The sequence below is a fragment of the Bacillus cereus genome, assembly GCF_025917685.1.
In the GTDB taxonomy this organism is placed as follows: Bacteria; Bacillota; Bacilli; order Bacillales; family Bacillaceae_G; genus Bacillus_A; species Bacillus_A cereus_AT.
On record NZ_CP089518.1, the window covers coordinates 4,478,210 to 4,502,172 of the forward strand.

Sequence of the window (23,963 nt, forward strand, 5' to 3'; positions counted from 1 at the left end):
AGTTTTTAAAGAGAAACGTTACAATCCTAGGAATTTCACACACAAAAAAATAGCCCCACATATGCGAGGCTATTTTCTCTTACATCAATTAAAATTTGAACTCTTGTCCAACTTCAAAGCTATCTTCTAATACAAGAATACCTTTTTCTTGTGGAGCATCTGGAAGCTCTAATTCACGTGCAGAGCAAATCATTCCAGAAGAAGGAACACCGCGAAGCTCAGCAGGTTTAATTAACATACCGCTTGGCATTACAGCGCCGATTTTTGCAACAACAACTTTTTGTCCTGCATCAACGTTTGGTGCACCACATACGATTTGTAATGTTTCTGTACCGATTTCTACTGTACAAATGTTTAATTTATCAGCATTTGGATGCTTCTCTTTTTCAGCTACATAGCCTACAACAAATTTCGGCGTGAGATCAGCTTCTACTTTTTCTTCAAAGCCATTCTTCGCTAAAATTTCGTTAATTTTTTCAACAAACTCTTTTGTTAATGTAACGTTTCCGTTATCTGTTACTTCTACATAAGAAGATGCATTAAAGATGTTGAATCCTGCTGTTACGTTGCTTTCACGATCGTATACGCGAGCAACATCTCCTTTGCGGTCAAATGTACGGTTTTCTAAAGTAATATCTTGTAAGGTAACAATTAAAGTGTCACCAATTCCTTCAAGGTTGTAAAAAACGTTCACTTCGTTCATCCTTTCTCTTTTCCATCTGTCTTCTTCCGATTCTTCGCTAAAATAAAGATTGGTTCGAAGTCCCCATCTTCATATACGAATGAAAGTGATGTAATCGGAACATGCCCTTCGGCAAAAAATTTCATTGTCATTTGTGCAATAATATCATAACCGATTTCGTTGACGATATCAGCAATAATTAATACATCTTGGTGAGGAACTGCCACAACCATGTCACCAGAGATCTTTTCACGCATCGATTGTAGTAACGATTCGTTTAAAATACGAGTCGCATCATACCCATCATTTGTGTTTAAAAAGTAGAATGTATTACCTGCTACTGTGTCCTGCTTAAATTCATAACCTAATGAGCGAGCATTAAATAATGCCATTTCACGTACTTGTTGCTCTGTAAGCTCTAATTTTTGCAATAAGCGCTCATCAATTAATCGATACGTTTTATTAGAATCTAGCGCATAGTAAATACGTGTTTCCGCCGTGTGGTCCGTCATAATAAACGGATTTCCTTCTTCTGATTGTTTCGGGAAAGAAGTAGAGCGAATAACAGGTAAAATTTTCGCCGTGCTATTTTCTTCTTTATGCATTGCAATTAGCGCTTCTTGTACGTAATAAGCGACCTCTTCAATCGCTTTTTCTTTGTTCACTTCCCATTTTGCTACTACTCCTGGAAGTGATACGTTAATACCTTTTTTCGAGTCTGTTTGTTCAATACGAAGAACTTCTTTCTCGCTATCATAATGAAAATCCCATTCTGGTCGAGATAATTTCTTCATTAACTCGTCTTTCATCTTTTTACTTGTCATTTTCATCTCTTTTTCCTCCCTTCCAAAAAAACAACCTCCCCCGCGAAGGTAGAGGTTGTTTTTACAATTCAATTGGCTAATTGTCTTATTTTAAACCTTCAATAAACTCTTCGATTTGCTCTTGTGTTTTACGATCTTTGTTTACATAGCGTCCAGTTTCTTCACCTTTATTGTACGCTACAAAGCTCGGAATGCCAAATACGTCTAATTTCACGCATAGATCAATAAATTCATCACGATCTACATAGTAAAATGAGAAATCACTATACTTCTCTTCTACTTCTGGCATAAATGGATCAACGAAACGGCAATCTGGGCACCATTCTGCTGAGAACATGAAGACTACATTCTCTTCATTTTTTAATTCTTGGAATTGTTCCATGCTTTCTAATGATTTCATCTATATTTCCTCCTCTAACGAGTGCACTTTTTCACACTATAATCTTTTCTTTATACTACCATACATCGCGCATGGTGCAAGGTTTATGCTTGCTTTTCATCATACTTATATTGCCCAACAAGTAACTTAACAACGTGTACAAATAATTCAGTTCGGTCGACATAATCATCTGTAAAAATACCGATAGCACCTTCGTGACTACGAATATCTTTCCGCTCTACAAACTCTTCCATCACTTCACTTAACTCTTTGCCATCTTCAAGAGGCGCTAAAAAATCGTCTGGTAACTTAATACGCGCTCCTCCTGCAACGAATATCTTATCGTCACTCGTTGCGAGTGCACCCCAGTTACACATAAATAAACCGTGCTCCGTTTTCATTACACCGCCTTCTAGCCCAATACCGATTTGAGCTTCTCCTTCTTGCAGCGCTCGCTTCGCTCTATTTACCGCTCCTTGCATCGTCTCTTCATCTGAGAAAGGCTGGTTTGCTACTCCTGACGGAACAGAAAGAGATGTAACTTCAGCATCATTCCAAACCTTCTCCACAGCTCCAACCTTCGTTTTATTCTTCGATCCAACTACTACTTTCATTTTGTTCACCTCTATATAAATTCATCATTTTGTTCTAATATCCGCTTCGGCACAAATTAAGTACCAACCACATATCACCTAGGAATCCCTGCCATTTATAAAAGAAGCTTGCTTTCCACAATATGACCGATTTCGAACTCAAAACCAGCCTTCCTACCCGCGGTCTTAATACATCGCTCGAGCACCAACTAGGTACTGACCGCTCCCACTCATCGCTGGGTCATCTATTCAACCTAAAAAAAGAAGGGTTTTCCACCCTTCCTCCTTACGCGTTATTCTTAATCGTTTCTAACGTCGTTTTGTCCGTTGCTCTTACAAGCTTTGTAATAAGTTCTTTTGCTGCTGCATAATCATCAACATGTAAAATAGAAGCATGCGTATGAATGTAGCGAGCACAAACACCAATTACTGCTGATGGGATACCTGAGTTACTTGTATGTACACGGCCCGCATCTGTACCCCCCTGTGAAATAAAGTATTGGTACGGAATATTGTGTGTTTCTGCTGTATCTAAAATGAATTCACGCATTCCTCTATGAGTTACCATCGTGCGGTCGTAAATACGAAGAAGCGCACCTTTTCCTAATTGACCGAACTGCGTTTTATCACCAGATGCATCGTTTGCTGGGCTTGCATCAAGCGCATAGAAAATGTCTGGTTGAATCATATTTGCAGCTGTTTGTGCTCCGCGAAGACCTACTTCTTCTTGTACAGTAGCACCAGAGTATAATGTGTTTGGTAATGTTTCATCTTTTAATTCTTTTAATAACTCAATAGCAAGGCCACATCCATAACGGTTGTCCCAAGCTTTCGCCATAATTTTCTTCTCATTTGCCATCGGCGTGAACGGACAGATTGGCACGATTTGTTGTCCTGGTTTTACGCCAATTTCAATCGCATCTTCATAGCTATCTGCACCTATATCAATTAACATATTTTTCATATCCATCGGTTTTGCACGTTGCGCATCACTTAATAAATGAGGAGGGATAGAACCAACAACCCCAATAACAGGACCGTTCTTCGTCATAACTTGTACGCGCTGCGCTAATAGTACTTGGCTCCACCAACCGCCTAACGTTTGAAAACGAAGCATCCCATTTTTCGTAATTTGCGTAACCATGAAACCTACTTCATCCATATGACCTGCTACAAGAACGCGTGGGCCAGTTTCGTCCCCTTTTTTCAGACCAAATACGCTACCTAAACCGTCTTGCACAATTTCATCAGCATATTTGCTTAATTCTTGCTTCATAAAACGGCGCACATCATGTTCAAAACCTGATGCACCTTGTAATTCTGTTAACGTACGAAATAATTGTAATGTCTCTTTATTCACGAAGTCCCCTTCTTTCAAACCTTAGTAGAATACCTCTTTTATTGTAACGAAATTTTCGAAATGTTTCTAGTTTCTTCTTTTTTAGTTGCGTTTGCATTATAATTATTATCGGTACACTATTTTTATTTTACAGAATTGAGGTGAATATATGAGCTGGAAAGGTTTAGTAGCAGGTCTTGGCGTTGGGTTCGCAGCTGGTTATTTCGTTGCAAACAAAGTACAAGAACAATCCCATATTTCTTCAGAAAAAGCATTGAAAATGGTGAAACAAGCATTAAGTCATAAAGGTGAAATTACTGGCTCTTGGGTACATATGGTTCCAGAGACATTTGAAAAATATGATGTCGCATATGAAGTTTATCGCGGCGGTCTTACAACAATGTTAGATGATATACAAGAACGATTTGAATTTTTAGTTGATGCAAAAACAGGCACTGTTTTAGAGGTTATAGCAGCATAAAAAAGAGGGTTCCCATTAGGTGAACCTCTTTTTTTTTTTGAAATTGTGGGTATTGATTAAAATTATATCAGCGATTTTTCGAATATATCAGCGCAACCCAAATTATATCGGCGATTTTTTAAATATATCGGCGCAACTCGATTTATATCAGCGATTATTGAGATATATCGACTTATCGACAAAATCCGACAATAAAAAAGAGGCTGCTCCAATAAATATGATGGAACAACCTCCTATTTTTATGCTTCTATACTCGTTTTCCGTTCTATTTTTTCTATGATATGCCCTTCCTCATTCCACTTCACAGCACGATAATATGCGTCATGATAAAACGTAAACCATGCTTCTTTCTCAGCACCATACTTCATCCACTTTTGTTTATGTTCAATCGATGTCATTGGATAGTCATCGTAGGCCATTACCCATAATACATTTTGATGTGCATGCGTCGGTAAAATATCCGCTAAATGAAGCATCGTTTCACCCTGACTTTCAAGGACGACAACGGCATGTCCATCACTATGACCACCCGTATGCTCCATTTTTATTTCATCCGTAATTTCTATTTCTTGCTGGAAGGTAACAACTTTATCTACAATCGGCTCCCAATTTTCCGTCCAGTATGTATTACGCGATCTAATATTTGGATTCCTCATTTCATTCCATTCCGTTTCACTTACATAAACTTTCGCATTCGGAAACGTCGGCACAAGGTGATCTCCTTCCCGCCTTGTTAAACCAGATGCATGATCGAAATGAAGATGCGTCATTAAGACGTAATGAACATCTTCAGGCTTTAGACCCAGTTTTTCTAACGATTCATAAACCGATGATTCTTCTGTTACACCTTGATTTCGCTTCATTTTCTCATTCAACTTACCGTTTCCTATTCCAGAATCAATAAGCATGTTTCCTTCTTTCGTTTGCAAAAGTAACGGATCTGTTCGTAAATAAATATGGTTTGTATCATTATGTTGATATTTGCGTGACCAAAGTACTTTCGGCACAACTCCAAACATTGCACCTCCATCTAAATGTGTATTCCCACCTTTTAGCCATGTCACTTTTATATTTCCAACTTGTAACTGTTCCATCTTTCATCCCCCTTTCTTTTTAATATTAACATAAAATTCTGATTGTTTTAGCTACAAAAAAACCTATGCATTACTGCATAGGCTCTGTGCGATATTTCGCTTCAACTCGGTAAATACGATGACCTTTACTAGAGAACTTCTCTTCGTACTCTGTCATAATGTTTCCTTCATAATCACTATTATGAAGATCTAAGCTAAGGTAAGTTAATAACATACCATACTCAGCCATACTCATAAGAGAATATTCAAATAAACCTTGGTTATCAGTTTTGAAATGAATTTCTCCGCCATCTACTAACACTTCTTCGTAATTGCGTAAAAATGTTTTATACGTTAAACGACGCTTCGTATGACGGTTCTTCGGCCATGGATCTGAGAAGTTTAAATAAACGCGGTCAATTTCACCTTGTGCAAAGAAAACTTTTAAATCTTCAGCATCTTTATTAATTAACTTTAAGTTCGGTAATTCTTCTTCAATTAATTTATCAAGTGCATCTACAACAACACTTGTGAATTTTTCAATTCCAATATAATTAATATGTGGATTCGCTTTTGCCATATCATACATAAAGCGGCCACGTCCTGTACCTACTTCAATATGAATTGGTTGTTCATTTCCAAATACTTCTTTCCAGTTACCAGCGCGCTCTTCTGGGTTTCCGATTACGATATGTGAATATTCATTAATTCGATCCATTGCATAAGGTTTATGTCTTAAACGCATAGATGTCTCCCTCTCTTTACAAAACTATTTTAAAGGAAAAATTCCTTCTTTCTGTTTTAATCAATCTATCAAACAAAAAACCAAGCACGTACGAGCACTCGGTCCGTTTCTTTCAAGTATAAGATGTACCATTTTGATAAAAACTACATAAAGCATTAAACATTCCATGACGAAACAGCTTTTTCTCTTACATTTCCAGTGAGAGAAAAACACTCGAAAGGATGATCCGTTCATGCCAATTAATCAACAGCATCAATTAGAAGTGTTAAAAGATATTTTAGTCAACCATCAAAGTGATTGCTGTGGGACAGTTTCTGAATGCGAGCAATTAGAGCGCCTCATTCAATCGTTACTCGCAAACGATAGTATAAGTAGTGACGCTAAAGCAATGCTAAACGATGTATATTCTTATAGTCAATCGGGTAAATCTTCCTCTAATTTGGACAACCATATTTCCAATAATCAAGAACAACTTACTCAGTGGATTGCTGGAATGGACAATTTTTCTTAAGTATTATTCTGAAGCAAGTAGTTGCTGTAAATATTGATGCCAATATTTAGCTTCTGCTTGCTGCTTTTTTGTTGTGTGCCATTGAATAGATAAAATCGTTTGTGCTATAACATACCATCTCATACGCCTAAGTAATGATTCATCTAGTTCAACATCATAATATCCGAGCCACTCACTCCATTCATGACGCGGAACATACCAATATAATAACATCCCAAGGTCTAAAGCTGGGTCAGCAATCACAGCTCCATCCCAATCAATTAAAAACAATTCATCTTCATCCGACAATATCCAATTGTTATGGTTTACATCACAATGGCATACAACGAATTCATCGTACTCAATATCTTTTAATGACTCTGTTAAATATTGAAGACCTTGCTGAATTGTTTCATCAACTCTTATATCTCCTCTTAAAACAAGTTGTAATTGTTGTAATAACTCTTGCGCATGAAGCGGCTGCTTTCCTAGCCTTTGAATCATCTGCACAAGCGCTTTAGAGGAGTGTATTTTCTTCAAAAGTTTCGCAACACGTTCTAGTTTCATATCCTCTTGCTCTAACTTCTGTCCCGGAAGCCATTTTTGAGCAGAAATTACATCACCGTTCGTTACCCTTCTTGTCCAAAGTAATTTTGGAACAATTCCTTCAGCTGACAATACCGCTAAAAAGGGCGATGTATTCCGCTTTAAAAATAACTTTTGTTGTCCGTTTTGCGCAATATACGCATCGCCCGTTACTCCACCAGCCGGTATAAGACTCCACTCTTTTCCTAATAATTGTTCCAACCATTCCATATTCATTACCCGTTAACAAATCCTTATCTTTTATAGTTATGAAAAGAAAAACCGCAACATTTCTACACATGTTGTGGATTCATATATTTTACTTTAGTTGAATGAAAAGAAAACTTGGCATAAGCCGAAAACAGGATAAATCCCCTGCTCTTCTAGTTTATTTTACAAAATCACTCATAGAATGACAACTTATCAAAATCGTCACCTTTGTCAATTCTACATTTATTACATTCTCATCGTCAAGTAGCGATTTGTCACATTATCGCCAATATATACATGCTAGTTGGAGCCATTTGAAGTTCCTTTCCTCTAAATGAAGAAATTGGCTGTATTTTCGCTTGCTTTTCGTTTACTATCACATGCCACGTTTCTTCTTTTGGAAGCTCGACTATTTCATTTTGCAAACCGCTATTGAATAACACAACAATCTCTTTCCACGGTCCGAAAGATTCTACATTTTGCAAATGGTATGCAAGTACTTCTTTTGATGTTTGCAAAAAAGTCATATGCTTTTTTATAAGATCAGCGCTTTTTAATCGAAATGCCCCATGCTCCTTCCGAATCGCGATTAAACCTTTTATATAATTAACTGTCTCCATCTCTGTTTCTTTTTGCTCCCAATCTAATCGATTGATTTCATCATTTGCATTATAACTATTTTCGTTTCCTTGCTTCGTACGATAAAACTCTTGCCCTGCATGTAAGAAAGGAATCCCTTGCGAAAGAATAACTATTGCGGTTGCTAGTCGATGACGTCTTTTCAAAATTTCTTCTGATTCTGGATTACTTTGCACTAGTTTATCCCACATCGTCATATTATCATGACATTCTACATAGTTAATGCTTTGCATTGGTTCTAGGAACAATCCTGTTTCTTTCATACTTAAAAGGCTACCAGCTACTATATACTGCAAATGATTACAGTCTACATGCCCACCAAATGCAAAGCCACGTCTATTTATATTAAAAGTACTTCCTTTTATTCCATCACGAAATTGATCATTAAACTGTGCGATACATGGCATTTTATTCGCGTTATTTAACGTCGCCTTCTCCTTAAGAGGAAGGGGTGTTTGTAAATCCCATCCTTCACCTAATAACAGCGCATCATGCTTTATTTTTCGCACTTCTTTTTCTAACACATTCATCGTTTCAACATCTAAAATTCCCATTAAATCAAATCGGAATCCATCAACATTGTATTCAGTAAGCCAATATAGGACAGATTCTACAATAAATTTCCTCATCATTTTCCGTTCAGATGCTATATCATTTCCAACTCCCGTCCCATTAGAAGGCATACCATCTTCACCATGACGAAAATAATATCCCGGAACAAGCTTCTCAAATGATGATAGCTCTCTCTCATAAACATGATTATATACAACATCGATAATTACCCTGATGCCGCACGCATGAAATGTTTCAATCAGTTGTTTACACTCTACTATCCTGTTGTACGGGTCAGAGGGGTTTGTAGCATAAAATCCTGTTGGCGTATTGTAATATAGTGGATTGTAGCCCCAATTATATGCAGAAGCAGGATTCGCCTCATCTACACCTCCGAAACAATATAAAGGTAATAGTTCAACATGTGTAACACCTAAATCTTTTATATGAGACAATCCCGTTAACGTCCCATTTCGTCCCGTTGTCCCCTCTTCTATCAATCCTTTATATGTTCCCTTATTATTCACTCCACTGTTTGGATGAATAGTAGCATCACGAATATGCAGTTCATACAATATTGCATCTGTCATTGACTGTAATGGTGGTAATTCCTCTCGTTTTGTTACATTCGTCTTTTCCAAATCGATAACAATGCCGTATTTCCCATTTACAGTCACTGACTTTGCGTAAGGATCCACTGCTTCATTCCATATTAAATTAATACATACGAGAAATGTATATTTTACTCCGGCTAAATCACCTTGTAATGTATGAGTCCAAACTCCGTTTTCTCCTCTGTACATTTCATAATCGATATATTCTTTATCACTTTTATAAATTCTTACTTTCGCAAGCCTTGCAGTTGGAGCCCATACTTTAAATATCGTCACTTCTTTTTGATACACAGCACCTAAATCTGTACCTTCGTAATAATACTTTTCATCGAAAATTGCTGTTCGAATAACAGCGCCTATTTGTAAATCTGTTTCTTCGTTCCGTTCATCTCGTACTGTATAATATTTCCCCACATCTAGCGGCTCTTCTATAAAGCACTCATACTTCGTTGCATCCGGAAGAGCAATAGTATGAGCAATCGGCAATTCTTTCAAATTGCTTCCTTCTTGTAAACGAAATGTCCGGCTTGTTCCATACGCATGCGGGAGCAAAATTGTAATTTTATTCATTTCATCTAAATAGGCATCAAATGGACGTTTTACTTTCAACATAAAAAAATCACCATCATTCTTAAAGTTAAAATAAAGTGAAACTTTAATCAGTGGGAAAGCTTTACCCCACTGATTATTAGTTGAACCAATCGGGCCTTTATGGGCAGTTGATCTCCCACCTAACTTCTTTGCTTTATCCTAATTTTGAGGTGGGAGTCTTACTGCCCGCAAATAGAGGGGCGAAACGAGCTGCAAATGATAAGGCTTTTCTTATCAGCAAGACTCTATACAGTAACACATTATTCTCTATAGTATATTCACCTGTATAAAAAACGTTTTCATACATTCTATTTTTGTAATTTTATTTCAGCAACCGGTCTATACTTTGGCGTTTCCTTCACGTGAGATTCATACAAAGTAATCGTATCTGCTTGAAATGACGTTACAGGTAAGCCTTTTACATTTGTCAGATCAAATACTTTTTCTCCTACCCATTTACGTGCAACAGTAATATGCGGATGATAAGGGCGCGTCTCTAGGGAGAAGCCATTTTCTTCACAAATTGTATGCACTTGTTTTTGCAACTGAACCAAATCATTATTCTCACTTACCTTCGCCCAAAAAATACGCGGCTCGTCTTCCAGGCCAAACGTTGAAAATCCTTGTAATGTGAAAGTTAGTTCTTTGATTTCTGTAAGTGTTTGTAATCCATTCTTTATTCCTTCTAATTGTTCCTCTGTCGCACTTCCTAAAAATGAAAGGGTAATATGATAGTCTTCTTCATGTACCCACGAGCGAAATGGTAATTCATCCTTCATTTCCATTTTGTAATTAGAAAGAATTTCTTTTATATGACGTGGTAAAGTTACTGCGACAAAATAATGCTGCACCATCTACATCGTCTCCTTTATGTTATTGTTGCTTTTCTTTCTTATCTCATTCAGTTAAAAAGAAGGGAACCTTCCTAAAAAGTCTAACCAAGTTAAGATTGCAATAGTAATTGAAATATATCGAACATAACTCTTATTATATCGACGTTTCGACAAGGAATATCTACTTAACAACAAAATACGACAAGAGAAGCAACCTACCCCTAACAGAAAACCGTCCCAAAAAAACTTTTGGGACGGCCTCTCATTATTTACATATCCATTACTTTGCTAATTCATAAATCGCCTGAGCATAAATCGCTGTTGCTTTTAATAAATCTTCAATTTCAATGTACTCATCTTTTTGATGCGCAAGTTCTTCTTTTCCAGGGAATAGCGGGCCAAATGCAACGCCAGCTTTCAATGAACGAGCATAAGTACCACCGCCGATTGCTAATAGTTCTGCCTTTTCACCTGTTTGTTCTTCATATACGCGTTGCAAAGTACGAATTAATACATGATCTTTATCAACGTGATGCGGGCGAGAGTTAGAGTAATCCCCTACTTCAAACCCATGAGTACCAACATATTCTTTTAACTTTGCAATCATTTCTTCAAAGTTAGTCGTAACTGGATAGCGTACATTTAATCCTAAATTACCACCGTTTTCTTGCGAATAAGACAGGCGACCAACATTAACTGTTAACGGGCCGCTAATATCGTCTTTATAAGAAATACCAGCTTTCTCTCCAATAATATCTCCTGTAAATGTTTCTGTTACAAACGATGCAAACGAAGCCCCTTTTCCATCAAGAGAAACTTTCGTTAAGCAGTTTGCCAATAATAAACCTGCATTTTCTCCCTTTTCCGGAGTAGATCCGTGAGCTGAAATCCCTTTGATTTGTAACGTCACCGTATTTCCTTCTACAATTGCTTTACCCATTTTTTTAGCAGTTTGTAAATACTCTTCATATGCTACCGTAAGTGCATTTACATCTTCTCCTGTAATAATCGCTTCTGCATAATCAGGAACCATATTCAAACGACGACCTGATTCAAATGAAATCAGCTTAAATGCGCCTTCTTTCTCTTCGCTACCATTTTGAACAACTTGTATGTCAGAAATTCCTTTTTCCGCATTAATAATTGGAAAATCTGCATCTGGTGCAAAACCGATTGTTGGCATTTCTTCATTTTTAAAGTAATGATCTACACACTTCCAATTACTTTCCTCATCTGTTCCTAAAATCATACGAACACGTTTAGAAAGAGGTAAGCCTAATTCTTTTACAATTTTCATTGCATAATAAGCTGACATTGTCGGCCCTTTATCATCAATCGCACCGCGTGCAAAAATCTTCCCATCGCGAATATCCGCACTATACGCAGGAGTTGTCCAGCCATCTCCTTCTGGTACAACATCAACGTGACAAAGGATACCTACTAATTCTTCTCCTTGTCCCATTTCAAGATGACCTGCATACCCTTCTAAATTTTTAGAAGCGAAACCATCTGCGTCTCCTTTATGTAACATGAAAGATAAAGCTTTTTCTACACCGTCACCAAATGGTGCGCCCTCTTTCGCAGATTCTTCTTCCCATACACTTTTAATTTGTAAAAATTGTTGTGTATCACGAATTAAATCATCTTTTCGTTTTGCAACTTCTTCTGTCCAATTAATCGTTGACATCACGCATCCATCCTTCACTATATTGTCTCTTTCATCATAGCAAACCGAAATCTCTTATGCCATACATGAAAATCTAATAACGAACAATTGTAATATTTCAGATATTTCGCATTAGTTTTTCTTTTATTTTCTCAAAAAAATTTGCAGGAATTTGGCGTTTTACGTAGAAATTTATGAGTTAGTTGACTGACAAAATATACAATGTCAACTACCAATATTTTTCTATATGAATATTTGTTAAACTTTTGTAAAATTTAAGTAGATTAAAGCATGAATTTTATCATGTAGAGTACAATGGTAGTAACGACCTTCTTTCCTGAATGGGGTCAAAAAAACTAGTAGAGGAGTGGTTTTCTCTTGAAACCTACAACTACTCGTATGCTAACACGCATTAAATCGATTTATATGTACATCAATGAAAACGGTACGGTAACAACGAAAGACCTTGTAGATGAGTTCGGGATCACACCGCGAACGATACAACGTGATCTAAATGTGTTGCAGTTTAATGAACTCGTGTATAGCCCTTGCCGCGGCAAGTGGACAACGACAGGAAAGAAAGTGAGAATGACCTCATAACAAAAAATAATTGTATGTAAATAAATACATACCCCTTTCTAACTCATTAGAAAGGGGTCTTTTCTATGCTTTGAAATTGACGTTATTTTTCGTTATCTACTTGATATGCTTTTAACATTTCTACTTCTTCATCTGTTAATTCACGATATTGCCCAAGTTCTAACTCTTCATCTAACACTAAAGGTCCCATCTCTGTTCTCTTTAAATACACTACTTTTTTACCTACCGCTTCAAACATACGCTTCACTTGATGGAATTTTCCTTCTGTAATCACGAGCTCAATTTCAGAAATATCATCACTTTTTAGAATTGTAAGTTCGCCTGGCTTCGTTTCATAGCCATCTTCTAAAATAACACCTTTAGCGAATTCTTTTACATCCTCTTCCGTTACAACTCCTGAAACGTGTGCATAGTATTTTTTCGGCACATGCTTTTTCGGAGATAATAGTTGATGCGTTAACTTCCCGTCATTTGTAATCAATAAGAAACCTTCTGTATCAATATCGAGTCTCCCAACAGGGAATGGATCAAAAATCGCATCTTCTAATTCTAATAAATCTATTACCGTTTCGTGGTTATCGTCTTCTGTCGCTGAAATAACACCTTGTGGTTTATGCATCATTAAATAAACAAACTCTTTATATTCCACAACTTCACCGTGAATCATAACCTCTTGTTCTTCTACATTCACATGAAACTTCGGATCTTTCACTGGCGTTCCATCAATTTTCACAACGCCGTCTTTCAGTAATTTCTTTACTTCTTTTCTACTTCCGTGTCCCATGTTCGCTAATAATTTATCTAATCTCATGTTCTTCACCTTCTTTATTTATCATAAGAAAAGGGGACGTATTTACGCCCCTTTTGATTTCAACTTTATTTTGAATCGACTACCAAGTTTACGCTGGATTTTCTCTAAAGCTTCTCCGCCAAATACTCTTTCTAGTACTCCTGTGCGAATCGCTAATACTACGTAAACAAGTCCACCAATACCTGCACAAATCGCAACTGTAATAAGAGCACCAATACGGCCATCAGGCGAAATCATGAAGGATAGAAGCCATTGTGATAGTTTTACAGCAATAACCATTACAAGTGTTAATATTGCAATTTGGAATGTTCTCTTATATACAACACCAAATGAATAGTTTGCATGTTTTTTGATTTGTCTATTCGTATACCATACAGAAACTAAGAAGCCGACTGCAGTAGCCAAAATCGCCCCAACTGTACCGAAATAGCGAATAAAGATTACGTTACATACAAATTTCAAAATAACACCCATAGCAAGCGCGACAATCGCATGTTTTTGCTGATTAATCCCTTGCAGAATCGCCGCTGTTACTGTGAATAAAGCGAATAACAACGCAACTGGTGCATACCACATTAATACTTGTCCACCTAGTGGATCTGAGTCGTAGAAAGCAGTGTAAATTGGATATGCAAGTGTAGAAATACCGATAACTGCTGGCAATGTTAAAAACATATTTGCCTGGAATGTTTGTGTAATTTGTAATTTTAAATAGCGGTATTGTTTTTCAGTAAATGACTTTGTAATCGCTGGCACGAGCGTTAAACTAAAGGCTGTTGCAAGTGATACCGGAATCATAATTAATTTATGCGTCCACATCGTGAAAATACCAAGTGCTCGCTCTGCGATATCTCCTTGACCAATCGCCTGCATAATAGAGTTAAATGTCAATGTATCAATTTGTTGATATAAAGGAATTGTTAATCCAATTACAACGTAAGGAATTGCATATGCAAACAACTCTTTAAACAATTGAGCGGTACTTACTGTCGATTCTGGTACAGTTTGCTCAATTAAATATTGATCCAAATATTTTTTACGTTTTAACCAGTACCAAATTAATACGCCAAGTGCTCCAACTGCTGAAACAAATGCAGCAAATGTCGCAACCCCAACTGCCGTTGCTACTGTACCGCCAAGTACTTTAATAACGATGAAACTACCCGCTAATAAAAAGACGATACGAATAATTTGCTCAATAATTTGTGAAACCGTAGTCGGTCCCATCGATTGGTGGCCTTGGAAATAACCACGAATCAAACTTGCTGCCGGCACAACAATAAGCGCAAAACTTACGAGGCGAATAATCGTCGTAACTTCTTCTACCTTATTTTGTAAACTTTGTTTACCAAGCATTGCTTCTGCAAATAATGGTGCGGTCATGTATAGAACTAGGAACGAAAGAACTCCGGTTACTATCATCATAACCATTCCCGAGCGGAACATTCTCCGGCTCGTTTTATAATCGCCAAGTGCATTATATTTGGAAACAAACTTCGAAACAGCAAGCGGCACCCCTGCCGTTGCAATACTTAAAAATATCGTATATGGAATGTATCCATATGTATAGAGCGTTCCGCCTTCTGTGCCTACTAATGCATGAAACGGAAAGACGTAAATCATGCCTAAGAACTTTACTAAAAATGTCCCTAACGTCACAATAAGCGTTCCGCGCAGAAATTTTGAATCGGACATACAAAAAATCCTCCTACATCTACATAAAGTGAAACTATAATCAGTGGGGATTTTGTTCATCCCCACTGATTATTAGTTGAATCAATCGGGCGTTTACGGGCAGTTTATCTTCCACCTTACTTCCTGGCTCTAGCCGAATTTTGAGGTGGGAGTTTTACTGCCCGTTAATGCGGGATAAAGTGAAACTATAATTAGCGGAAGACTCCCCTTCTACTAATCATTCGAGCATTTACGGACCGTTTTAACTCCCTCTTTACTTCTCTTAAATCTTAAGATAGTAGTCTTATTGCCCATAAATAGCAGGATAGTGCTGAACTCTAACTTTTGTATTGTACCACAATTCTCCCCTTAAGCAGTACTTCACTCTATTTTTCTTTTAAGGGAAAACATGCTATTCTTTTAGGCAGGAAATGTAGAAAATGAGGTCGATATATTATGCATTATGATGTTATTGTCATCGGCGGCGGTCCTTCAGGGCTAATGGCTGCAATCGGTGCTGCTGAAGAAGGCGCAAGCGTCTTACTTCTTGATAAAGGAAATAAACTTGGACGTAAACTTGCGATTTCTGGTGGTGGCCGTTGTAACGTAACGAACCGTCTACCACTTGATGAAATCGTTAAACATATACCTGGAAATGGTCGCTTCTTATACAGTGCTTTTTCTATTTTCAGTAATGAAGATATTATTACATTCTTCGAAAATCTCGGTGTAAAACTGAAAGAAGAGGATCATGGCCGCATGTTCCCCGTATCAAATAAAGCGCAATCTGTTGTAGATGCACTTTTAACACGATTAAAAGACTTAGGTGTAAAAATACGCACGAATACGCCTGTTGAAACGATTGAATACGAAAACGGTCAAACGAAAGCCGTTGTATTACAAACAGGTGAAGTGTTAGAAACGAATCACGTCGTTATCGCTGTTGGCGGAAAATCTGTTCCTCAAACTGGTTCTACTGGAGACGGATACGCTTGGGCTGAAAAAGCTGGTCATACAATTACAGAACTTTTCCCAACAGAAGTACCAATTCTTTCAAACGAACCATTTATTCGTGACCGTTCATTACAAGGTCTTGCTTTACGAGATGTAAACTTAAGCGTATTAAACCCGAAAGGAAAAGTTGTCATTTCTCATAAAATGGACATGCTCTTCACTCATTTTGGCTTATCTGGTCCTGCCGCTCTTCGTTGTAGCCAATTCGTTGTAAAAACGTTGAAAAAATTTAAAACGAATACAGTTCAAATGAGTATCGATGCATTGCCAGAAGAAAATAGTGAACAACTATTCCAGCGCATGCTGAAACAAATGAAAGAAGATCCGAAAAAAGGAATTAAAAACGTATTAAAAGGTTATGTGCCTGAACGTTACTTCCTATTCTTATTAGAAAAAAATGAAATTGATGGCAGCGAACAAGCTGGACAAATTTCTCATGAGAAGATTCGTGCACTTGTGAAAGACTTTAAAGAATTTACTGTGAATGTAAATGGTACGCAGTCAATTGAAAAAGCATTCGTTACTGGCGGCGGTGTATCCGTTAAAGAAATTAACCCGAAAGAAATGTCTTCTAAATTCACGAATGGCTTATATTTCTGCGGAGAAGTTCTTGATATTCACGGTTATACTGGTGGCTATAACATTACATCTGCTCTCGTTACTGGTAGAATTGCCGGAACAACAGCTGGAGAAAACGCAAAAATGCAGTATTAAAAAAAGAAACAGGGATTCCTGTTTCTTTTTTTATATGTACATGAAATTATATCGGCGGTCTTTCACATATATCAGCGATTTCTCAATTATATCGGCGATTCCCCACTTATATCAGCGATTTCTCAAGATATACCGACTTACCAACAAAGAATGCCAAATCCCCTCGTTCTTTTTTGTTGCTTTATATACCTTAGTACCTTTATATTTTATATTGTTGAATATTTGAAAAAGGGTAAGGGGAAAACAAATGAGAAAAAAAGTCATGATGTCTTTAATGCTAATGACGTTTCTTTCTGCGGTAGAAGGAACGATTGTTAGTACAGCGATCCCTCGTATAACGAGTGATTTGTCAGGCGTCGAACTTGTTAGTTGGGTGTATGCAATCTATATGCTTGCAACAGCTGTTTCGACTCCAATATACGGAAAACTAGCTGATTTATTCGGCCGTAAAAAAGTTCTGCTCATCGGAGCAACAATCTTCTTAATCGGTTCTGCACTTTGCGGAGTCGTTACATCAATGGAACAATTAATCTTCTTCCGAGCCCTTCAAGGTATAGGGGCTGGTGCTGTTATGCCGATCACAATGACGATTATTGGGGACTTATATAGCGAAGCGAGAGACCGCGCGAAAGCACAGGGCTGGATGAGTGCCGTTTGGGGTGTATCTGGTGTTATCGGGCCGTTAGTAGGTGGATTTTTAGTTGATTCTCTTTCTTGGCGCTATATTTTCTTCTTAAACGTTCCTTTTGGAATTGTCGCTTGCATAATGTTTGCCATTTCTTATAAGGAATCTGTTAAGTCTGCCGCCAAGCAACATATCGACTACCTTGGTGCAACAGTCTTCTCATTAAGTACAATCGCTCTGCTATACGCATTATTAACAGGTAGCAGTAAGCAAAACTGGGGAGACATTTCAATTATCGGCCTATTAATCTTTGCCGCTGTTTCATTCATTATTTTCTTATACATCGAGAAAAAATCTCCGGAACCATTAATTCCGCTAGCACTTTTCTCTAACCGTACACTATCTACTATAAACATACTAACACTTATTGCTGGCGCAATGATTATTAGTATTACAGTGTATCTTCCAATTTGGAGCCAAGGTGTTTTAGGAAAAAACGCGACAGAAGCTGGACTCATTTTAATGCCGATTCCTGTTATGTGGACATTCGGTGCTATGTTCTCCGGTAACTTAGTTGGCAAGTTACAAACGAAACAAATTATTTTACTTGGAGCTAGCATTTTATCAGTTGCTACTTTCTTATTATTTACATTATCAACAGATTCACCATCGTTCCTTATCTATGTTGCAGTCGGATTATTCGGCTTAGGAATGGGACTTGTTACACCAATTTACATGGTCACAATTCAAGCAGCTGTACCGGCTCATACGCGCGGAACAGCCGTTGGTTTAAACACATTTATTAATACATTTAGTCAAACACTAGGCGCTGCAATCTTCGGAACAATCTTCAATACGATGATTCACGCGCGTGGTATTAAAAATCTTGATCTCGTATCTTCTGGCGGACACGGCGGAGCTACAGCAAACGTAGCAACCGAATCACAATCCGCATTAGCATCAAGTGTACACGTCATTTATATGAGCACTTTCGTATTAGCAGTATTCACATTAATTATCGCTTGGCTCTTATTAAAGCCAGCTAAACAAACAAGTGAGCAGTAAAAGAGGATGACCGAAATGGTCATCCTCTTTTACTCTTCATTCTCCACAATATGTTTAAGCATGGACAATTTATTATCCCAAAATCGTTCATAGTATGAGAGCCACTGCTGTAATTCTTCTAATGGTTCTGGATGCAAACGATATATCTTCTCTCTTCCACTCTTTCTTCCACTCACTAAATTCGCTTCCGAAAGAATATGAAGGTGCTTTACAACTGCAGTACGGCTCATCGGAAAATGATCCGTTATTTTGGAAATCGGTAACTCTTTATTACTTAATAACCGTATTACTTCTCGGCGGGTTGGATCAGCAATTGCTTGAAATACATCATATTTCGCTGCTGACGAAGACATTTAACCTTCAACAACCTTTTTCAGTTTTTCATTTACAATCGCTACCCAGCCGCCGCTCATTCTTTCGTGAATAATAGAGCTCTTCGCATTTGGTTTTGGAAGGATTTCATCAGGATGTTTCCAGCCGCCGTGAATTAACGTAAATTCTGTTTTATTATCTCCTAGATCTTTCAGGTTAAATGAAACAACCCAGCCATCTGTATCCCATGAGAAAGATAGATGGTTTGGCTCATCAATTTCTAACACTTTACATGGTGATGGCCCAAATGGTGATTGCACATGAAATTCATGTCCTACCTCTAATTCGAAATCATTTGGCATAAACCATGACGCAATCCCTTCTGCAGTTGATACTACATTCCATACTTTTTGAATAGACGCGTTAAAAACGATCGTTTGTTTAATATCAGTTAATGTATTTTGTTGTTCCATTTCCATTCTCCTTTATTCGGCGTTCAAATATAACACCTTTTGGTTATATTTAGATAATATAACACCTTTTAGTTTCATGTCAATCCTGATTCTTTTTTACTGTTGAGAAATTCTCAACATTTTTTCAACAGGACAAACACCCTCTGAGCATTCCCTCATAATATACTCACAAAGGCAACAAAAAATAAAAACTTCTCTCAACATGAAACTCCATCATTCATCTTGAAAGAAGCGCCTTACGTATATCATGCGTATTTCGTCTCTCCTCCTTCCCTCGGGGACACTACGCGAGATATGAAAAATCAGAAGGAATATGCCCACCATTTGAGTAGGTAGTTATTTCTCTTCTCCTCAACATTTCCTTAGGAGCGAAATGACTACCCACTCACTTTTTCAAACAAAAATACAAAGGGGATGAAAGCTATGTTCTATTGCATTAACTGTTCTGACATTCACCATGAAAAACATCCAAATGATAAAATATTCAAAAACGGTTTTTATATTGATCCATTTTTAGGTGATCGTTATCACCTCGGTATGTGTAAAGATGCCCAAAAACATGAAACAGAAGAACTTCTTTTAAAGACGAATAAGATAGGTACAGCACAATCTATTATGAACGGATTACCAACACATGTTGTCCCAACATAAAACATAAAAAAGAGCTGGCTCCCCAGCTCTTTTTTATGCTTTATAAACAATCATCGCTGAAAAACAATAAATTTGATTTTCATCATCATTAATCGAAACACCAACTTGATACTTTATATCTAAAAAATTTCCATCATCAATTTTTTTCAAAAATACATTTACAGCATCTTCTAAGTCTTTTTCATGACTTTCATCAAATACTTTCACACGAATCATGTTAACACCATCCTAGATCGCAGCCCTCCGCCGCTTGATTATTGCCACGGTGCGTATCTATGATGCGATAAAACTTTCCTTCTTCGTATATATATCCGTCTTCTAACACATATTGTTTACCTTCAGTATAGACATAAAACTTACCTATCATAAATTTACTCGTATATAATTCCAAATAATTTGGTCTAAATTTAGCTACAACTTTATTTGTAATATCAATTTTAATTGTGCGCCCCACCTTCTCTCCCTCCCTTGCAAAGAACGGATTTAGGTATATTGTATTAGCGATTTTACATTTTATGCTTAAAAATAAGTGGATATGCCCTCTTTCTTCGCCTGTACTATTTTTCTAAAAAAATCTCCTCTTTTCTTTCCACATATAAGGGCAAAAAAACATCTAAAAAAAACGCCTTTTATATATTGACTACAGTATATCAGATATGATATTATATAAAATTTGACATTTTTATCTAAATGTGTTATCATTAAAGATGGTTACCACATATGGAGGTGGATGATTTGTTTCAAATTGGTGATAAAATCGTTTATCCAATGCACGGTGCAGGAATCATCGAAGCAATTGAAGAGAAAGAAATATTAGGTACTACGCGGCAATATTGTGTTATACGCATCATTAATAAAGATATGCAAGTAATGCTTCCGATGGATCAATTACAAAAATCAGGTATACGTTATATCGTCGATAAAGGTACGTTAGATGGTATACTTCTTGAATTTCATCATGGGGAATCAGACCCCTCACTTTCCTGGAAACAAAGATATACAATGAATATGGAAAAAATGAAGAACGGCAATCTTCAAGATAGTGCAGAAGTTGTTCGTGATTTACTTCGTCGCAATAAAGAAAGAGCATTAAATGCGAGCGAAAAACAAATGCTAGATAATGCGCGCAAAATGGTTATTAGCGAAGTTGCGCTCGTACAGAATGTTTCAGAACATCAAGCAACAGAATTTCTTCAAGATACAATCAATCATTAATTTTAAAAATAGCTGACCGCTATTTTTTTTTGCAAAAAAGGACAAAGAGATAAAGCTCTTTGTCCTTTTCATATTATCCACGCCCAGCTTGGAACGATGGGTATAAAGTCATTCCACCATCTGCAAATAACGTAATTCCAGTTACGTAACTTGCCTCTGATGAAGCGAGCCAAGTTGCTACTGCTGCGATTTCTTCAGATTTTCCAATGTAGCCCATTGGTATCATACTTTCTACGTCAGCACGCTGCTTTGGATCAGCAAACTTTTCGGCATTAATCGGCGTATTAATTGCACCTGGCCCAATATTATTTACTCGAATACCTTTTGGCGCATATTCTAACGCTAACGTTTCTGTCATAAGTTTAATACCGCCCTTACTTGCTGCATAGTGCACGAATAGTGGCCACGGAATTTTCTCATGAACACTAGACATATTAATGACAGATCCTTTAATGTCGTGTTCCACAAAATATTTAATCGCTTCACGACTTCCTAAAAAAGCGCCTGTTAAATTTGTATTGATTACTTTATTCCAATCTTCTAACGGCATTTCATGCGACGGTACCGCGTTTTCTATCCCTGCATTATTAATCATAACGTCGAGCGTACCAAACTCTTTCACAGCAGATTGAATGAGATTCACAACATCTGCCTCTGCCGTCACATCACCTTTTACAGCAATCGCTTCTCCGCCTACTCTTTTAATTTCTTCTAACACATCATTCGCTTCTGACTCTCGTGAGCGATAGTTAATAACCACTTTCGCTTTCTCCTTAGCAAATCGTACTCCCATCGCTCTACCTAAACCAGTTGCTGATCCTGTAATAACGACGACTTTCCCTTCTAAATCACTATACATTTCAATGCCTCCTTATCCTTTTGCAATCCCTAACATAATTCCGGCTGCGATAATAAAAACGATACCCACAACGATACCTGTTAATTGACGTTTCGTTTTCTTTTCACCTAATATAAGAATCCCGCCAAGCGTCGAAATAATAATTCCCATTTGTGATAGTGAAAAGCTTGTTGCAACCCCGACACGTGGCTGTGAAATAAATAAAAACATATTTCCAGCTGCCCAAATTAATCCTGGAATAACATTTCGTATCGCATATTTATTAAATGGATGATGTTTAAAGGTAAGTAAAATGCCTCCTAACACCATACCAACTGCTTGTGGTAATAAAGCCGACCAACCATCTACGTTAAATAGCCTAATAACTACTACGTAAACTAAATAACCGACTGTTGAAATTAATAAAATTATGATGCCCCTTTTAAAATTTGCTGCTTGCTCTGCATTCTTTTCTTCTTCACTTTGAAGTGATGTTAAAATAACACCGATAATAATACAAACGAGCGCCAAAACTCCAAGGACGACTGATATTGTCGTGGACCACTCATGAAATACGATGACTCCAAATAAAGTCGTCGCAACTAATTGAAGTCCTGTTGAAATTGGCATCGTCCTCGAAACACCCATTAAATCAATACTTTTTAATTGATTCGCCTGACCAAGTGCCCAAAATAAACCTGATACAATTCCAACTCCAATAACAGTAGGAGTTAATACTGGCTTCACAAAAATATAAACAACAATCGAGAAAATAAGTGCACCAAATGTTGTACCGAGCGTTTGACTATACGGTCCTCCGCCGAGTTTAACGTTAAATAGCACAATACTCCCCCAAAATATAGCTGGTAAAATCGCTAAAAGTATATCCATCGCTCATTACCTTTCTTTACTAAATATCATCAGTTACCGCTCTACACCATTAGAGTGTGCTTTCATTTTTTCCTTCGCTCGTGCGCAAACCTTTTCTGCAATCGCACTAGACACATTTTTTTCTCGCTCTACTTTCTTTATCTTTATGTGATCTAAATTGTCTTCCAAAGTAAGTGTAACTTTGTCATTCGGCGGATTATGTGCACCTTGAAATGTAAGAAATTGTAGAGTTACTTCAAATCTAGGAACAAACTCATCTTTCTTACCTAGACGCTTTATATTTATAACTGAATCACATTCATATTGATCTTCTGTCGCTTGCCTTATAACTGAATAGTACCTATTAAGTAACGCACTCTCTAAAAGCTGTTCCTTTGACTCTTTCGCCCAAGAATAGCTTGGAGAAAAGAAAAAGATAGAACATATCATCGTCATCATTACACATATTTTTTTCATAATGCCCTCCTTGTTCTATAAATTAGTGTTCTCAAAACGCCCATAAAAAAAACGACTTCCCCTATTCAGGAAAGTCGTTTTAATAAATCCAATATTAACCACCGCTCACTGGTGGTATGAGTGCAACTACATCACCAGATTGTATCGTATCATCTTCATTTGCATATTCTTCATTAATCGCAACCATAATTGGTGCTGATACTGGTACATTATATTCCTTCGCGACAATATCTTTTAACTCTGCAACCGTAATATTTTCTTTCTCTATTTGTAATTCACTTGTTCCTGCTTCTTCTTGCAAGTTCGCAAATAACAATACTCGAATCAT

General features: G+C 37.2%; 28 protein-coding genes. 7 read left to right on the forward strand and 21 right to left on the reverse strand.

Going from position 1 to position 23,963, the window contains the following annotated elements; all coding sequences use genetic code 11:
• Nucleotides 1-88: 88 nt before the first annotated feature.
• From ytpR to LUS72_RS23320, 5 genes are all read right to left on the reverse strand, one after another.
• Nucleotides 89-703 (reverse strand): YtpR family tRNA-binding protein, encoded by a 615-nt coding sequence (gene ytpR / locus LUS72_RS23300; RefSeq protein ID WP_264448324.1) that lies wholly within the window; start codon nt 701-703, stop codon nt 89-91.
• On the reverse strand, nt 700-1,512 hold the full coding sequence (locus tag LUS72_RS23305) for a DUF1444 domain-containing protein (protein ID WP_097829041.1): 813 nt from the start codon (nt 1,510-1,512) through the stop codon (nt 700-702). Before LUS72_RS23305 ends, ytpR begins: the two co-directional genes overlap by 4 nt.
• 79 nt (nt 1,513-1,591) lie before the next feature.
• Nucleotides 1,592-1,906: a thioredoxin family protein gene (locus tag LUS72_RS23310; RefSeq protein WP_000838192.1), complete on the reverse strand. Its 315-nt coding sequence runs from the start codon at nt 1,904-1,906 to the stop codon at nt 1,592-1,594.
• Between the two features lie 83 nt (nt 1,907-1,989).
• On the reverse strand, nt 1,990-2,499 hold the full coding sequence (locus LUS72_RS23315; RefSeq protein WP_097829040.1) for a DUF84 family protein: 510 nt from the start codon (nt 2,497-2,499) through the stop codon (nt 1,990-1,992).
• A 265-nt stretch (nt 2,500-2,764) separates the two neighbouring features.
• On the reverse strand, nt 2,765-3,838 hold the full coding sequence (locus LUS72_RS23320) for a M42 family metallopeptidase (RefSeq protein WP_097829044.1): 1,074 nt from the start codon (nt 3,836-3,838) through the stop codon (nt 2,765-2,767).
• Between the two features lie 148 nt (nt 3,839-3,986).
• Here LUS72_RS23320 and LUS72_RS23325 point away from each other — a divergent pair, with 148 nt between their 5' ends.
• Nucleotides 3,987-4,298 (forward strand): PepSY domain-containing protein, encoded by a 312-nt coding sequence (locus tag LUS72_RS23325; RefSeq protein ID WP_000118537.1) that lies wholly within the window; start codon nt 3,987-3,989, stop codon nt 4,296-4,298.
• A 239-nt stretch (nt 4,299-4,537) separates the two neighbouring features.
• On the opposite strand, the gene LUS72_RS23330 is transcribed toward LUS72_RS23325, so the two are convergent.
• Together LUS72_RS23330 and trmB are read right to left on the reverse strand one after the other, a co-directional pair.
• Nucleotides 4,538-5,392, reverse strand: coding sequence for a YtnP family quorum-quenching lactonase (locus tag LUS72_RS23330; RefSeq protein ID WP_097829038.1), 855 nt, complete (start codon nt 5,390-5,392; stop codon nt 4,538-4,540).
• A gap of 70 nt (nt 5,393-5,462) precedes the next feature.
• Nucleotides 5,463-6,116, reverse strand: coding sequence for a tRNA (guanosine(46)-N7)-methyltransferase TrmB (gene trmB / locus LUS72_RS23335; RefSeq protein ID WP_097829037.1), 654 nt, complete (start codon nt 6,114-6,116; stop codon nt 5,463-5,465).
• 232 nt (nt 6,117-6,348) lie between these two features.
• Here trmB and LUS72_RS23340 point away from each other — a divergent pair, with 232 nt between their 5' ends.
• Nucleotides 6,349-6,627, forward strand: coding sequence for a YtzH-like family protein (locus LUS72_RS23340; RefSeq protein WP_001122236.1), 279 nt, complete (start codon nt 6,349-6,351; stop codon nt 6,625-6,627).
• A gap of 3 nt (nt 6,628-6,630) precedes the next feature.
• On the opposite strand, the gene LUS72_RS23345 is transcribed toward LUS72_RS23340, so the two are convergent.
• The 4 genes from LUS72_RS23345 to pepV all read right to left on the reverse strand — a co-directional run bounded on the left by LUS72_RS23345 (nt 6,631) and on the right by pepV (nt 12,317).
• Nucleotides 6,631-7,428: a phosphotransferase family protein gene (locus LUS72_RS23345; protein WP_070145165.1), complete on the reverse strand. Its 798-nt coding sequence runs from the start codon at nt 7,426-7,428 to the stop codon at nt 6,631-6,633.
• A gap of 248 nt (nt 7,429-7,676) precedes the next feature.
• Complete coding sequence (gene pulA, locus LUS72_RS23350; RefSeq protein WP_264448329.1) at nt 7,677-9,818, reverse strand: type I pullulanase; 2,142 nt, start codon at nt 9,816-9,818, stop codon at nt 7,677-7,679.
• Between the two features lie 287 nt (nt 9,819-10,105).
• On the reverse strand, nt 10,106-10,651 hold the full coding sequence (thpR, locus tag LUS72_RS23355; RefSeq protein ID WP_264448330.1) for an RNA 2',3'-cyclic phosphodiesterase: 546 nt from the start codon (nt 10,649-10,651) through the stop codon (nt 10,106-10,108).
• A 259-nt stretch (nt 10,652-10,910) separates the two neighbouring features.
• The gene (gene pepV, locus LUS72_RS23360) at nt 10,911-12,317 is read right to left on the reverse strand and encodes a dipeptidase PepV (RefSeq protein ID WP_097829035.1); all 1,407 of its coding nucleotides are present in this window, start codon (nt 12,315-12,317) and stop codon (nt 10,911-10,913) included.
• 357 nt (nt 12,318-12,674) lie between these two features.
• On the opposite strand from pepV, the gene LUS72_RS23365 reads away from it, so the two are divergent.
• Nucleotides 12,675-12,896, forward strand: coding sequence for a DeoR family transcriptional regulator (locus tag LUS72_RS23365; RefSeq protein ID WP_000805512.1), 222 nt, complete (start codon nt 12,675-12,677; stop codon nt 12,894-12,896).
• A gap of 82 nt (nt 12,897-12,978) precedes the next feature.
• Here the strand turns inward: LUS72_RS23365 and LUS72_RS23370 are convergent, their stop codons facing one another.
• Both LUS72_RS23370 and LUS72_RS23375 read right to left on the reverse strand, forming a co-directional pair.
• The gene (locus LUS72_RS23370; RefSeq protein WP_264448333.1) at nt 12,979-13,707 is read right to left on the reverse strand and encodes a pseudouridine synthase; all 729 of its coding nucleotides are present in this window, start codon (nt 13,705-13,707) and stop codon (nt 12,979-12,981) included.
• Nucleotides 13,708-13,749: 42 nt separating this feature from the next.
• The gene (locus LUS72_RS23375; RefSeq protein WP_097829034.1) at nt 13,750-15,402 is read right to left on the reverse strand and encodes a putative polysaccharide biosynthesis protein; all 1,653 of its coding nucleotides are present in this window, start codon (nt 15,400-15,402) and stop codon (nt 13,750-13,752) included.
• Between the two features lie 435 nt (nt 15,403-15,837).
• On the opposite strand from LUS72_RS23375, the gene LUS72_RS23380 reads away from it, so the two are divergent.
• Nucleotides 15,838-17,109 carry a BaiN/RdsA family NAD(P)/FAD-dependent oxidoreductase gene (locus LUS72_RS23380; protein WP_097829033.1) on the forward strand — a complete coding sequence of 424 codons (1,272 nt, stop codon included), beginning with the start codon at nt 15,838-15,840 and terminating at the stop codon, nt 17,107-17,109.
• A gap of 247 nt (nt 17,110-17,356) precedes the next feature.
• Nucleotides 17,357-18,799, forward strand: a complete 1,443-nt coding sequence (locus LUS72_RS23385; protein ID WP_264448335.1) for an MDR family MFS transporter — start codon at nt 17,357-17,359, stop codon at nt 18,797-18,799.
• A 29-nt stretch (nt 18,800-18,828) separates the two neighbouring features.
• On the opposite strand, the gene LUS72_RS23390 is transcribed toward LUS72_RS23385, so the two are convergent.
• Together LUS72_RS23390 and LUS72_RS23395 are read right to left on the reverse strand one after the other, a co-directional pair.
• Nucleotides 18,829-19,152, reverse strand: a complete 324-nt coding sequence (locus LUS72_RS23390) for an ArsR/SmtB family transcription factor (protein ID WP_097829031.1) — start codon at nt 19,150-19,152, stop codon at nt 18,829-18,831.
• Nucleotides 19,153-19,584 carry an SRPBCC family protein gene (locus LUS72_RS23395; RefSeq protein WP_097829030.1) on the reverse strand — a complete coding sequence of 144 codons (432 nt, stop codon included), beginning with the start codon at nt 19,582-19,584 and terminating at the stop codon, nt 19,153-19,155.
• 423 nt (nt 19,585-20,007) lie between these two features.
• Between LUS72_RS23395 and LUS72_RS23400 the strand changes: the two genes are divergently transcribed.
• On the forward strand, nt 20,008-20,235 hold the full coding sequence (locus LUS72_RS23400; RefSeq protein ID WP_097829029.1) for a DUF3973 domain-containing protein: 228 nt from the start codon (nt 20,008-20,010) through the stop codon (nt 20,233-20,235).
• A gap of 33 nt (nt 20,236-20,268) precedes the next feature.
• Here the strand turns inward: LUS72_RS23400 and LUS72_RS23405 are convergent, their stop codons facing one another.
• Nucleotides 20,269-20,451, reverse strand: a complete 183-nt coding sequence (locus tag LUS72_RS23405) for a sporulation protein Cse60 (RefSeq protein ID WP_097829028.1) — start codon at nt 20,449-20,451, stop codon at nt 20,269-20,271.
• Nucleotide 20,452: 1 nt separating this feature from the next.
• Complete coding sequence (locus LUS72_RS23410; protein ID WP_000533805.1) at nt 20,453-20,689, reverse strand: DUF2553 family protein; 237 nt, start codon at nt 20,687-20,689, stop codon at nt 20,453-20,455.
• Nucleotides 20,690-20,955: 266 nt separating this feature from the next.
• On the opposite strand from LUS72_RS23410, the gene LUS72_RS23415 reads away from it, so the two are divergent.
• Nucleotides 20,956-21,450, forward strand: coding sequence for a CarD family transcriptional regulator (locus LUS72_RS23415; RefSeq protein WP_002077588.1), 495 nt, complete (start codon nt 20,956-20,958; stop codon nt 21,448-21,450).
• Nucleotides 21,451-21,523: 73 nt separating this feature from the next.
• On the opposite strand, the gene LUS72_RS23420 is transcribed toward LUS72_RS23415, so the two are convergent.
• The 4 genes from LUS72_RS23420 to moaD all read right to left on the reverse strand — a co-directional run bounded on the left by LUS72_RS23420 (nt 21,524) and on the right by moaD (nt 23,963).
• Nucleotides 21,524-22,309, reverse strand: a complete 786-nt coding sequence (locus LUS72_RS23420; protein ID WP_097829027.1) for a glucose 1-dehydrogenase — start codon at nt 22,307-22,309, stop codon at nt 21,524-21,526.
• A 12-nt stretch (nt 22,310-22,321) separates the two neighbouring features.
• Nucleotides 22,322-23,179 carry a glucose uptake protein GlcU gene (glcU, locus tag LUS72_RS23425; protein ID WP_264448337.1) on the reverse strand — a complete coding sequence of 286 codons (858 nt, stop codon included), beginning with the start codon at nt 23,177-23,179 and terminating at the stop codon, nt 22,322-22,324.
• A 33-nt stretch (nt 23,180-23,212) separates the two neighbouring features.
• Complete coding sequence (locus LUS72_RS23430; RefSeq protein ID WP_097829026.1) at nt 23,213-23,635, reverse strand: DUF3888 domain-containing protein; 423 nt, start codon at nt 23,633-23,635, stop codon at nt 23,213-23,215.
• A 94-nt stretch (nt 23,636-23,729) separates the two neighbouring features.
• On the reverse strand, nt 23,730-23,963 hold the full coding sequence (gene moaD / locus LUS72_RS23435) for a molybdopterin converting factor subunit 1 (protein ID WP_000621795.1): 234 nt from the start codon (nt 23,961-23,963) through the stop codon (nt 23,730-23,732).